Source organism: Sphingomonas sp. CARO-RG-8B-R24-01, from assembly GCF_022662295.1.
In the GTDB taxonomy this organism is placed as follows: domain Bacteria; phylum Pseudomonadota; class Alphaproteobacteria; order Sphingomonadales; family Sphingomonadaceae; genus Sphingomonas.
In genome coordinates, this window is sequence record NZ_JAKNQI010000001.1 from 301,397 (window position 1) to 314,117 (window position 12,721).

General features: G+C 65.3%; 11 protein-coding genes and 1 tRNA gene. 3 read left to right on the forward strand and 9 right to left on the reverse strand.

All coding sequences use genetic code 11. The annotated features are described in order from the left end of the window. Window positions 1–6: 6 nt before the first annotated feature. From hemB to L8G49_RS01345, 7 genes are all read right to left on the reverse strand, one after another. A complete protein-coding gene (gene hemB / locus L8G49_RS01315) occupies window positions 7–999 on the reverse strand; it encodes a porphobilinogen synthase (protein ID WP_242181977.1) in 993 nt (330 codons plus the stop codon). A 248-nt stretch (window positions 1,000–1,247) separates the two neighbouring features. Further along, window positions 1,248–2,729, reverse strand: coding sequence for an MATE family efflux transporter (locus L8G49_RS01320; RefSeq protein WP_242181979.1), 1,482 nt, complete (start codon window positions 2,727–2,729; stop codon window positions 1,248–1,250). Between the two features lie 136 nt (window positions 2,730–2,865). Beyond that, entirely contained in the window at window positions 2,866–5,736 is a 2,871-nt protein-coding gene (locus tag L8G49_RS01325; RefSeq protein WP_242181981.1) for a valine--tRNA ligase, read from the reverse strand. Between the two features lie 84 nt (window positions 5,737–5,820). Further along, complete coding sequence (locus tag L8G49_RS01330; RefSeq protein WP_242181983.1) at window positions 5,821–7,455, reverse strand: histidine kinase famiy protein; 1,635 nt, start codon at window positions 7,453–7,455, stop codon at window positions 5,821–5,823. Between the two features lie 64 nt (window positions 7,456–7,519). Continuing rightward, window positions 7,520–8,035 carry a DUF2497 domain-containing protein gene (locus L8G49_RS01335; protein WP_242181985.1) on the reverse strand — a complete coding sequence of 172 codons (516 nt, stop codon included), beginning with the start codon at window positions 8,033–8,035 and terminating at the stop codon, window positions 7,520–7,522. A gap of 61 nt (window positions 8,036–8,096) precedes the next feature. Next, window positions 8,097–9,611, reverse strand: coding sequence for a TolC family outer membrane protein (locus tag L8G49_RS01340; protein ID WP_242137181.1), 1,515 nt, complete (start codon window positions 9,609–9,611; stop codon window positions 8,097–8,099). A 20-nt stretch (window positions 9,612–9,631) separates the two neighbouring features. Next, window positions 9,632–10,297, reverse strand: a complete 666-nt coding sequence (locus L8G49_RS01345; RefSeq protein ID WP_242137182.1) for a protein-L-isoaspartate O-methyltransferase — start codon at window positions 10,295–10,297, stop codon at window positions 9,632–9,634. Between the two features lie 215 nt (window positions 10,298–10,512). On the opposite strand from L8G49_RS01345, the gene L8G49_RS01350 reads away from it, so the two are divergent. Beyond that, window positions 10,513–10,586, forward strand: a tRNA-Cys gene (locus L8G49_RS01350). A gap of 133 nt (window positions 10,587–10,719) precedes the next feature. On the opposite strand, the gene L8G49_RS01355 is transcribed toward L8G49_RS01350, so the two are convergent. Beyond that, the gene (locus tag L8G49_RS01355; protein ID WP_242181987.1) at window positions 10,720–11,151 is read right to left on the reverse strand and encodes a (deoxy)nucleoside triphosphate pyrophosphohydrolase; all 432 of its coding nucleotides are present in this window, start codon (window positions 11,149–11,151) and stop codon (window positions 10,720–10,722) included. Between the two features lie 60 nt (window positions 11,152–11,211). Between L8G49_RS01355 and L8G49_RS01360 the strand changes: the two genes are divergently transcribed. Beyond that, entirely contained in the window at window positions 11,212–11,394 is a 183-nt protein-coding gene (locus L8G49_RS01360; RefSeq protein ID WP_242181989.1) for a Flp family type IVb pilin, read from the forward strand. A 134-nt stretch (window positions 11,395–11,528) separates the two neighbouring features. Then, a complete protein-coding gene (locus L8G49_RS01365) occupies window positions 11,529–11,696 on the forward strand; it encodes a Flp family type IVb pilin (RefSeq protein ID WP_242137185.1) in 168 nt (55 codons plus the stop codon). A gap of 66 nt (window positions 11,697–11,762) precedes the next feature. Here L8G49_RS01365 and L8G49_RS01370 read toward each other — a convergent pair whose 3' ends face one another. Next, window positions 11,763–12,710, reverse strand: a complete 948-nt coding sequence (locus L8G49_RS01370) for an acetyl-CoA carboxylase carboxyltransferase subunit alpha (RefSeq protein WP_242181991.1) — start codon at window positions 12,708–12,710, stop codon at window positions 11,763–11,765. Between the last annotated feature and the right edge of the window lie 11 nt (window positions 12,711–12,721).

Consider the following 12,721-nt stretch of genomic DNA (forward strand, 5'->3'; position numbering starts at 1 on the left):
GTCACCTCATGCGCCGAGCAGCCGCGCCGCGTGCGCGGCGTGATAAGTCAGCACGCCCGACGTTCCCGCGCGCTTGAACGCCATCAGGCTTTCCAGCACCATCGCATCGCGGTCCGCCGCCCCGGCCGCGACCGCAGCCTCGATCATCGCGTATTCGCCCGAGACTTGATAAGCAAAAACAGGGACTTGAAACTCGGATTTGACACGCAGAATGATGTCGAGATAGGGTATTCCCGGCTTCACCATCACGCTGTCCGCCCCCTCCGCCAGATCGAGCGCGACCTCGCGCAGCGCTTCCTCGGCATTGGCCGAGTCCATCTGATAGGTCTTCTTGTCGCCTTTCAGCAGCCCGCGGCTACCCACCGCATCGCGGAACGGGCCGTAGAACGCGCTCGCATATTTGGCGGCGTAGGACATGATCTGGACGTTGTGGTGTCCGCCATCCTCCAGCGCTTCGCGGATCGCACCGATCCGGCCGTCCATCATGTCCGATGGCGCGATGATGTCCGATCCCGCCTCGGCCTGGGTCAGCGCCTGGCCGACCAGCGCCTCGGACGTGATGTCGTTGACGACATAGCCTGCCGCGTCGACCAGTCCGTCATGGCCATGCGTGGTATAGGGATCGAGCGCGACGTCGGTCAGCACGCCGACCTCGGGCACTGCATCCTTGAGCGCGCGGATCGCACGGCACATCAGGTTGTCGGGGTTGAGCGCTTCGCGCCCATCGTCGGTGCGCAGATGCGCAGGGGTGTTCGGGAACAATGCGATACACGGAATACCGAGATCCCGCGCTTCGCGCCCGCGCGCGACGATCCCGTCAATCGACCAGCGCGACACGCCCGGAAGCGACGCGATCGGATCCTCGACGCCCTGCCCCTCGGCAATGAACAGCGGCCAGATCAGGTCGGCTGGGGTCAGCACGGTTTCGGCGTAGAGTCGCCGACTCCAGCTGCTGGCGCGGGTACGACGGAGGCGGAGGGCTGGATAGGATGCGGTCATGGGCTGCGTTCTGGAACTTCGCTGGGGGTCGCGCAAGGGTTAGAAGGTGCGCACTCTGACGCCGCAGATTGTCCCGTTCTCGTCACCCCGGCGAAGGCCGGGGCCGCCATGGTGCAACGCGCTACCGGCGATACCGCACGTCGTCGCCCCGCCGCGCCCGGTCAACCACACGGCCCGGCCTTCGCCGGGGTGACGGGCGGAGTTTGCATTGCTCCCAAGCCCGACACCTCGCCCGCCCGGCACCCCGCTCACCCCGCCGGGTGCAACCGCCCGCCCGGTTCCGCCGGGTTCTGGCTCTGCTCGTTCGCTTCGGCGGAGGGCACCGCAAGCTTCTGCCTGCGCCATCCACCAAAACGGTAATAGCCTGACGCCATCACGAAGTTTGCAACCGACCCGAGCGGAAAACTCCACCACAAGGCATCCGCCCCCCATGCCGGCTGGAACGCCAGCGCAAACCCCAGCCGTACCGGATACATGGCGATGAACAGCATCGTCAGCGGTGCCCACACCGCGCCGTTCGCGCGGACCGTGGAGAACAGCACCATCGTCATGCCGAAGATGATGAAGTTCCAGCTCGCCAACACCTGGATATGTCGCGCGATCGGGAGCGCAGCGCTCTCGCCGCCCAAGAACAACAGCATCACCGGTCGGTCGAAGGCGATGATCGCGATCACCATCGTCGTCGTCAGCAGCGCGCTGAACACCAGCCCGGACATGGTGATGCGGTCCACTCGGTCCCATTGTCCCGCACCGATATTCTGCGCCGCCATGCTGCTCACCGCCGCGCCGACCGCAAGCGCCGGCATCTGGATATAGCCCCACAATTGCATCGAGATGCCGTACGCGGCGGTAGTATCGACGCCGTAGCGGTTGACCAGCCCGGTCATCGTCAGCGCGGCCACCGAAACGACCAGCATCTGCGCACCCATCGGCAAACCCTTTAGCAGGATCGTCCGCGCCAATGCCGCCGACGGGACCAGATAGGCGACTTCCGCCCCGCGTAAGCGGATCGGCAAGTCCCGGCGGTAAATGAACGCCAGCAGCCCGAGCGAGGCAACATGCACCGCGATCAACGTCGCCACTGCCGACCCCGCGATCCCCATCCGTGGCATGCCGAACAGCCCGCGGATGAACACCGGGTTCAGTCCGCTGTCGAGCAACACGCTCAGCCCTGTGAAATAGAGCGGCGTCACCGAATCGCCGACCCCACGCAGCGCCATGCCGAGCAGCACCAGCAGCATCGTCGCGGGCAGCCCGAGGAAGATCACGCGCAGATAGGCGAGTGCAAGTGGCTGGACGGTTGGCGGGGTGGCAAGGCTGGCCAGGATTTCGGGCGAGAAGATCCAGCCGAGCACCGCAATCACGACCGCGCCTGCCATCACGAGCCCGATCGACGCCCCGAACGCGCGCCGCGCGGCCTCGATATCGCGCCGCCCGATCGACTGTCCGATCAGGATCGTCGCCGCCATGCCGAAGCCGAAGACAGCGGCGAACATCAGGAACATGATCGTGTTGGCGTTGGCGGTCGCCGCGACCGCCCCTTCGCCGAGGAAACGCCCGACCCAGATCGTATTGATCGACCCGTTGAGCGATTGCAGGATATTCGAGCCGAGCGTCGGCAGCGCGAACGCGAGCAGCGTCGTCGCGATCGGTCCGGTTGTGAGGTCGCGCTTGCGTGCGCCCCGCGACGCGGTCGGTGGAGGGCTGGTCCTGTCGGCTACGTCGCTCACATGCCCTCCGTTCATCCTCTCGCGGGAGGACATTTCCCGTCACCCCGGCGAAGGCCGGGGCCGCCACGTTGTGTTCCGCAACAGCCGTTGCTCGACCAACATGGCGGTCCCGGCCTTCGCCGGGGTAACGCGGGATTTATCCTAAACGCGCCAATGCCGCGCTCAGACGCTCGGCCTCGGCGGCTTTTTCGGCGTGGTCGGCCCGCGCCTTTTCAACCGCTTCCGGCTTGGCGCGTTCGACAAAGCTCGGGTTGCCGAGCCGCCCCGCCAGCGCATCACGCTCCTTGGCCGCCGCTTCGATCCCCTTGGTCAGGCGCGCACGCTCGGCATCGAGGTCGATCACGCCCGCCAACGGCAAGACGAAGGTCGCCTCGTCGACGACGACCTGTACCGCGCCGCCCGCCGGAGCATCGCCCGTCGCCAGGTCAATCCGTGCCAGCCGCGCGATCACGCTCGCCTGTCGGTCGAGTCGCGCCAGCGTTTCCGGCCCGGCATCGCGGACATGCACCGGCATCCGCGTCCCCGGCGCGACGTTGAGCTCGGTCCGCGCCGCGCGGACCTCGCCGATCAGCCGGATCAGCCAGTCGATCTCCTGGCTCGCCGCGGGATCGAGCGACCGCGCATCCGCGATTGGCCAGTGCGCGACGATCAGGTTGGTCTCGCGCGGACCCATCGCGTTCCACAGCTCTTCGGTGATGAACGGCATGAACGGGTGGAGCAGCACGAGAATCTGGTCGATCACCCAACCCGCGACCGCGCGGGTCTCGTCGGCGTCAGCGCCGGTGGCGGGTGCATCCATCTGGCCGAGGACGGGCTTGATCAGCTCGAGATACCAGTCGCAAAAGCGGCTCCACACGAACTGATAGACCGCATTCGCCGCGCCATCGAAACGCAGGTCGGCGAGTGCGAGGTCGACCGCTTGCACCGTGGTGATGGTCTCTGCGATGATCCATTTGTTGACCGCCAGGGCTGCGACCGGCGCGTCGAGCATCTTGCTCGCACCGATGCCGTTGCCCTGCGCGAAACGGCAGGCGTTCCACAGTTTGGTCGCGAAGTTGCGATAGCCCTCGACGCGCTTCTCATCCATCTTGATGTCGCGGCCCTGGCTCTCCATCGCCGCCATGAAGAAGCGCAGCGCATCCGCGCCATACTGGTCGATCAGGCCCAGCGGGTTGACCACATTGCCCTTGGATTTGGACATCTTCGCGCCGTCTGCTGCGCGGACAAGTCCGTGCAAGTACAGGGTCTTGAACGGCACATCGCCCATGAAGTGCAAACCCTGCATCATCATCCGGGCGTCCCAGAAGAACAGGATGTCGAAGCCCGAAATGAGCACGTCATTGGGGTAGCGGCCGCCCAGGCTGTTCTTAAGCCCCTCCCCTTCAGGAGTGTCAGGTGAATAGCCCCCCGGGCTATTCAGGTCAGGCTGGGAGCCTGACCGGCCTGACACTGGGTTGGGGTGGGGCAGTCCAGCGAGCGTCGTGCTCTGCGAGGCATCCCCCACCCCTGGCCCCTCCCCTGAAGGGGAGGGGTAAGATGGAGAAGAAGAGCCGTCCCAGCCGAGCGTCGCGAACGGCCACAGCGCAGAGGAGAACCACGTGTCGAGCACGTCATTGTCCTGCCGCAGCACGACACCCTCGCCTGCCTGCGCCTGAGCCTCAGTCTCGCTCATCGCAACGAACACCGACCCGTCCTCGGCGAACCACGCCGGAATCCGATGCCCCCACCAAAGCTGCCGCGAGACGCACCAAGGCTGGATGTTCTCCATCCAGTTGAAGAACGTCTTCTCCCACGTCTTGGGCACCAGCTTGATCGCGCCCGAGCGGACCGCCTCGATCGCGGGCTTCGCGAGCGTCGCCGCGTCGACATACCATTGGTCGGTCAGCCACGGCTCGATCACCACGTCCGAACGATCGCCGTACGGCGTCTGGATCGTGCGCGGTTCGGCATCGTGCTCGATGCCGTCCTTGTCGACGTGCGGGATCAGGAACCCTTCCGCCTTCAACTGCGCGACGACCGCCTTGCGCGCTTCCGCGGTGGTGAGGCCGAGGAACGTGTCCGGGATCAGCCCGTCCGATACCTGCACGACCTGTGCCTTGGCATCGAGCATGTTGAGCATCGTGCCCGCCGCCATGCCAGCACGCTTGCCGACCTCGAAATCGTTGAAATCATGCCCCGGCGTGATCTTGACCGCACCCGACCCGAGCTCCGGATCGGCATGGTCGTCGGTGATGATCGGGATCAGCCGCCCGGTGATCGGCAGCCGCACCTGCTTGCCGACCAGCGCGGTATAGCGTTCGTCCGAAGCATTCACCGCGACCGCCATGTCGGCGAGCATCGTCTCGGGCCGCGTCGTCGCGACCTCGATGAAGCCCGAACCGTCCGCGAGGGGATAGCGCAGGTGCCAGAAGCTGCCCTTGATCTCGCGCGTCTCGACCTCGAGGTCGCTGATCGCGGTGCCGAGACCCGGATCCCAGTTCACCAGCCGCTTGTCGCGGTACAGCAAGCCATCGCGATGCAGGTCGACGAACACCTTGAGGACGGCCTTGGAAAAGCCCTCGTCCATCGTGAAGCGTTCGTTCGCCCAGTCCATCGAGCAGCCGAGCCGGCGGAGCTGCTGCGTGATCTCGCCGCCGCTCTCTTCCTTCCACGCCCAGACCTTGTCGACGAACTGCTCGCGCGTGAAGTCGGTGCGCTTCTGCGGCGGGTTGAGCGCGCCCATCTGCCGCTCGACCACCATCTGCGTCGCGATCCCTGCGTGATCGGTGCCGACCACCCACAAGGCGTCTTTGCCCTTCAGCCGCGCGTGGCGCGTCAGGATGTCCTGGAGCGTATTGTCGAGCGCGTGCCCGATGTGGAGCGACCCCGTCACGTTGGGCGGCGGGTTGACGATCGTCCACGGCTCGGCGCCCGGACGGTCGGGCCGGAACTGGCCGGTCGCCTCCCAATGCGCATACCAGCGCTGCTCGATTTCGGCGGGGTCGAAGGTTTTGGGAAGTTCGCTCATGATGCCATCGGCTTTAACCGGGCATGCGCAAAAAGAAAGGGCGGCCCCCGCCGGGACCGCCCTTTTCCCTTTGTGACGGCCGGCTCAGACCGTGCCGTGCACCTCTGCCTGCGGCATGGCGCCGGGCCGATCGATCAATGCGCGGACCCGCGCCTCCAGGTCACCGCTGCGATAGGGTTTGCGCAACAGTTCGAAGCTCTTGCTACTCTCGTCGATCGCATCGTCGGCGTACCCGGTGGTCAATAGCACCTTGATGCCCGGATAGTCGTTGCGCACCTGCCGGGCCAGCTCGACCCCGTTCATGCCACCGGGCATCACGATGTCGCTGAACAGCAACTTGAAGGCATGGTCGCTCCGCAGAACGTCCAAGGCGGTTCTGGCGTTCGATACCTGAACAACATGGTATCCGTGCATCTCGAGCAGCGCCTTGCCCAGCGATGCCACCTCCGGCTGGTCCTCCACCATCAGGATGCGAACCCCTTGCGCTTCGGTCGAGACACGAACCGTCGATCCGGGCCGCTCGACCGCACCACTGGCGCGCGGGAAGTAGAGCGTAAGCTTCGCGCCGCCGTCCGCAAGGTTGGTTGCCGCCACCGTCCCCCCCGACTGCCGCATGAACCCATAGACCATCGCCAGGCCAAGCCCGGTTCCCTTGCCCACCCCCTTGGTCGAGAAGAACGGATCGAACACGCGATCGATGACCGCGCCGTCGATCCCCGGCCCGGTATCGGTGATCGTCAGCTCGACATATTCTCCGGGTTCCAGCTTCCCGGGGAGATCGCCATCGGCGGGCAGCGCGACGTTACGGGTCGCCAAGGTGATCGTGCCATCGTCGCCGCTGGCATCGCGCGCGTTGGACACGATGTTCAGCATTGCCATCTCGGCTTGCACCGGGTCGACCCGGGCATTCCATAATTCGGGCTGGAGCTGATACCGGACGGTCATATCGCCCGCCGTCCGCTTGAGCACAGCGCCGAAGTCCATGATCAACGTATTCATGTTGAGCAGGCGGTCACGCAATTCCTGCTTCCGGGCAAAGGCCAGCAGTTGCTGCGTCAACGTCGCCCCTCGCTGCGCCGCCGCGCCGATCGCCTCAACCGCGCGCGACGCCGCCCGATCCCCCGGATCGACCCGCGCGCCGAGCATGTCGATATAGCCGATGATGACTTGCAACAAATTGTTGAAGTCGTGCGCGATCCCTCCGGTCAGTTGGCCGACCGCCTCCATCTTCTGCGCTTCATGCAGTGCCTCCTCGGCCTCGCGGCGGCGCGACACGTCAAGCTGGCTTGCGAAGAAGTAGATCAGGGCGCCAGCCTCGTCGAACACCGGCGAAATGAACAGCGCGTTCCAGAAAGTCGAACCGTTCTTCCGGTAATTCAGGATCTCGACCGACACTTCCTCCCGCCGCTCGATCGCCCGGCGAACCTGTTCGACCACGCTCCGGTCGGTTTCAGGGCCCTGCAGAAACCGACAGTTCACGCCAATGATTTCGGCATCCGAATAGCCCGTCATCCGCCGGAACGCTTCGTTGCAAAAGATGACGGGATTGTCGGTGCGGTGCGGATCCGTCACCACCATCGGCATCCGTGTCGTCTTTACCGCCGCGAAAAAGATATCGTTGGGGGTATCGTCGGGATTTGTCGCAGCAGCGCTGGGCGGCGCAGGCACAAGGGCGTTTTCATCCCGCAGATCGAACGCGGATTTGTCGGTGGCACTCATTTGTCAACAAACTCGACCGGTTCGTGCCGGTTCCGCTTTCGGCAACCGAACCGTCCAGAATCCCTTACTTACCTGTGATTCGATCGATTTCGCGCGCGACCATCGCTTCGACCATATGCGGTAGATTGGCGTCGAGCCATTCCCGCAGCATCGGCCGGAGCATCTCCCGCACCATCGCTTCGAGCGTATCGCTTCCGGCGACTTCAGGCTTCACGATCAGCCGGGACAAGGTATCGAGCGGACCGCGCGTCGCGGCGGCGGTATGCTTCGAAAGGATAGCGTCGGCGGTTGCCGGCCGCGGGATCGGCCCGGCCATCGCGGGATCTTGGTCCGTTTCCGGTGCCGGGGAGGACGCCGTTCGCTCGGACGACAGCGCCGGTGGGGCGGGTCGAGGCATCATCGGCGGCACCGCAACCGGCGGCGTATCGGCAGGATCCCGCAACTCAAGGATTTCCTCGCGCGCGGGCGCGTCTGGCTCGGACCGCCGGGGCACCGTGCGCTCGGGGCGTTTGGTCCGGCCGGGCGTGGAGTCACTTTCCTCTGCGATGATGCGTTTGATCGACGAAAGGATGTCCTCCATCGACGGTTCCCCGCTCAAATCCCCCATCGAAAATCCTCGCGAAATAAACGCACACGCCGCGTCAACGGTTCTTCGTCTGATCACCTGCGGTAATCGGCGCACTCCTGTCAACAGGCGCCGAGTCGAGCATCGGGTCGAGCGCGCGCGTCACGAGCGCATTCTGCGCTGGCGTGTCGGTGGTGCGGGTCCCGGTCACCGGCGGGTTCGGCTCTGATCCATAGTCCCAGATCTTGCCCCGCACACTGTTGTAATGCTTGACCGGATCGTACAGTGGGCCGCCGTCGAGCCCGAGATCGCGCGCTTCCGCCTGCCCCATCGACGCGAGCAGGGCGAAGCCGGCGACATAGGCGTCGCGCCGTGCGGTCACCAACGTCACCTGCGAGTTCAGCAGTTCCTGTTCCGCATTCAGGATGTCCAGGATGGTGCGGTTCCCCACGCTGTTTTCGGCCCGCACGCCTTCCAGCGACAGTTTGTTGGCGTTGACCGCCACTTCGCTCGACGCGATCACCTCGAGCGAGGATTTCCAGACGGCGTAGGCCGAGCGGGCTTGGGCGATGACGGCGCGCTCCGTTTCGGTCAGCCGCTCGATCGATTGCAGGCGCGCGTCCTGCGCCTGGCGGATCTGTGCCGCCGGCCGGCCACCCTGGTATAAGGGCATGGTCAGGCCCAACCCGACGGTAGCCGCAGTCCCGGTCTGGCCGATCGCCACCCCCGTCCCCGATCCGAGCGATCCCAGATAATTGTAGTAATTGCCACCCACGTTGGCGCTGATGCGCGGCAACCGGTTCGCGCGGGCGACGCCAATATCGTAACCGGTGGCGTCGCGCTCCTTGGCGGCAGCAAGCAGCGTTGGGTTGTTCTTGAGCGCGACCGTTACCGCGCTGTCCGGATCGGCCGGAAGGTTGGGCAGCGCGGGCGGCAGATCGAGCCGGCCGGGCACTGCGCCGACCAGACGGATGTAGCTCTCGCGACTGGAGATGAGGCTGGCCTGCGCCGATTGCAGCTGGCTGCGCGCCAGCGCGAGCCGCGCTTCGGACTGGGCGACGTCGGTCCGGGTAAGATCGCCCACCTGGAACCGATCGCGACTGGCCTGCAGGTTGACGTCGAGCACGCGGACGTTTTGGGTATTCAGGCCGACGATCGCTTCGTCGCGGATCACGTCCATGTACGCACCGACCACGGACGAAAACAGATTGGACTCGGTTCCCCGTAGCCCGAGTTGCCCACCCTCGACCCGCGTCTCCGCCGCCCGGACCCCGTTGCGCACCGCGCCGCCGGCATACAAGGGCACGGACAAGCTCGCGGTCGCGGACCCACTCCGGTCGGGCGAGACGAAGCTGTTGGCGGCCTTGACGACGTTCTCGGTGTACGTGCTTTGCAACTGCACCGAGGGCAGGCCCTGCGACCGGGCGATCGGCACGTTTTCGTCGATCGCCCGAAGGTTCGCCCGCTGCGCGGCCAGCGTCGGGTTGCTGGTATAGGCCTTGACCAAAGCGTCGCGCAGCGTCTCCGCCGACAGCGGGGCCGCCATTACCATCAATACTGCAGAGCCGCTCAGAAAGGAAAGAAATCGCATCGTAAGCGGCTCTTCTCTAGTCAGAAAGTGAAGGAACGTGGGCTGGAGAACCCGGGCAGCGGGACGCAATCGATGTCGGCGAAATCGAGCAACGCAAAGCCGCCCGCCGTACGACGCCCGGCGGCGAGCCGCGTGACGCCGCGATCGATCAGGCCACCGACGATCCGCCCCCCGATGACGAGCTGATCCACCAGCACCTGCGGGACGCTGTCCACCGCGCCATCGATCACGAGCACGTCATAGGGCGCGCCGGCGGCATGTCCCGCCTGCAGCGGCGCATCGACCAGCGTGACATTGCCATGGTCCGCCAACGCCGGGCGCGCGATGTCGAGCAGGGCCGGATCGCTTTCGACCGCGACGACCGACGCCACCAGCGCCGCCAGCACAGCGGCGGTATAGCCACCCGCCGCACCAATCAGCAGGGCGCGATCCGTCGGGCGCAATTCTGCCTGGGTCAGCAATCGCCCGGTTGCGATCGGGACATTCTGCGCGCGGCCGTGCGACAAGGGGACCGCGGTATCGCGGTACGCCAGATCGGCGACGGCCGGCGGCAGGAAGGCCTCGCGCGGGACGAGATCCATCGCCGCCACCACGCGCGCGTCGCTCACCGCATTGGTCCGCAACTGGCTCGCCACCATCGCATGACGCATCGCCGTCATATCCTGCCCACGCAAATCGATATTCATGATGCCACCCTCGTCGCGTCACTGTTATAGTCACGCAATACACTTACCGTCAATGCACAGCTTCTATCTTGCGTCGTCCAGTTCGCCAAGCGAGCGCTCAACCCATTTTTGCCGTGTCGCCTGCTTTGGGTAAACAGCACGTTAACCGACTTCACCTTTTTTTGTGGCGCAAGAGTTGACAGCGCCGCCGTCCGCTTGCATCTGCGCCGCTCTCCGGCCCGATGGCGGAGTGGTGACGTAGAGGACTGCAAATCCTCGCACCCGGGTTCGATTCCCGGTCGGGCCTCCAGACTTTCGCCTTTCTCGCGCCGGTCCACTCTTGTTCAGATGGGCCGGGCGTGGCCTGAGGCACCGTCGCGGCACTTCCCGCTGACGTGTGAAATCCAAATACCGAGCCAGCCCGCACTTCACCGGGATCGGCGTTATCCCGTCGCCGCCAGCGCCGTCTCCAGCATGGCAATGAACGGAACGTCCGCCGGCGGCATCGCCAGCCCGCGCAACGCCGACGGAGGATGCCACGCGAGCGCGCTCGCTTCGAGCGGTCGGGGCGCGCCGGTCCAAACGCGGCACAGGTAAAGCAGCAACAGGAGATGCTGATCGGCCAGATCGACACTGGCGAAGGTCAGCGGCTCCAGATCCGCCGGATCCACGCCCACGTCCAGTTCTTCGCGCAGCTCGCGGACCAGCGCGAGCTCGGGCGCCTCACCCGGTTCGACCTTGCCACCGGGAAATTCCCAGAGCCCTGCCAGCGCCTTTCCCTCCGGTCGCTGCTGGACGAGTACCCGCCCGTGATCGTCCACGAGGCCCGCGGCGACGACGAACAACAGGGGTTTTGCAATGGCTTGTTTAGGCATTCGGTAACGCTCTCCCTGTATCGCTGGTTCGAATGGACACGGCCCGGAGGCGTTGCCGACATGATCGTCGGATTGATTAAACGACTGCTGGCCGACCGTACCGCCGGCACCGCAATCGAATACGGACTGATCGCCGCGCTGGTCGTGATCGCAATGATCGCGGCACTGATGCAGCTCGCCAACGTGACCACTGGCATTTGGAACCGTGTCGGCGTCGCCGTGACCGCAGTTCCTGTGACCTGAACCTACGGGAACATTCAGTAAAAAACTTCGCCGCTTTAAACCTTTTTCAACCCTGCAACCCGTAAAACTCCTTGTGTTGGTCCGGCGCACCGGTCCGACCGGGTACTGAAGCTTATCAACGGAGACCGGAAATCATGAAGACCGTCCGCAACCTTATCAAGAATTCGAAGGGCGCAACGGCGATCGAATACGGCCTGATCGCCGCACTCATCGCAGTCGCAGCCATCACCGCCATGTCGGGTCTGGGCAGCAAGCTCACGACCACCTTCAACAACGTCAACACCGCCATGAAGGCCACGTAAGACCATTACGTGACGCTTTGAGAATGGCAGAGGCGGCGGAACTTCGGTTCCGCCGCCTTTTCCTTGTTACAGGCGTCCGATCGCCAGAAACTTCTCGCGCCGCATCCGCCGCAATTCCGGCGCGCCATGCCCGACCAGCCGGGTCAGCGCGGCATCGATCGCATCGCCCAGCGCGGCGATCGCCCCGGTCGGGTCGCGCTGCGCGCCGCCGAGCGGTTCCGGAACGATGGCATCGATGACGCCGAGCGCCTTGAGATCCTGCGCGGTCACCTTCATCGCCTCGGCCGCGTCCGCCGCCTTGTCGGCGGTGCGCCACAGAATCGATGCGCACCCCTCGGGCGAGATCACCGAATAAACAGCGTGCTCGAACATCAGCACCGCATTACCCGCGGCAAGCGCGATCGCGCCGCCGGAGCCCCCCTCGCCGACCACCGCCGCGACCATCGGCACACCCAGCGCAAGGCACTGTTCCGTCGACCGCGCGATCGCCTCGGCCTGGCCGCGCTCCTCGGCCTGGATTCCCGGGAACGCCCCGGACGTATCGACCAGAGTCACCACCGGCAGCCCGAACCGGTCGGCCAACTGCATCAACCGGATCGCCTTGCGATACCCCTCGGGCTTGCCCATGCCGAAATTGTGGCGAAGGCGACTTGCGGTGTCGTCCCCCTTCTCATGCCCGATCACCAGCACGCGGCGCCCGCGAAACGTCGCGAAGCCCCCGAGAATCGCCTGGTCGTCGCCAAAGGCGCGGTCGCCTGCCAGTGGCATCCAGTCGTCGAACAGGCCGGCGACATAATCCTTGAAATGCGGCCGCTCGCCGTGGCGGGCGACTTGCGTCTTTTGCCAGGGCGTCAGTTTCGCATAGGTATCGCGCAGCAGTTTGTCCGACTTCGCCTGCAACCGCGCGATTTCCGCGCTGAGGTCGACGGTCCCATCGGCTGCGGTCTCGCGCAACTCATCGATCTTGCCCTGAAGCTCTGCGATCGGTTTTTCGAAATCTAGGAAGCTTGCCATAAGCCCGCGCG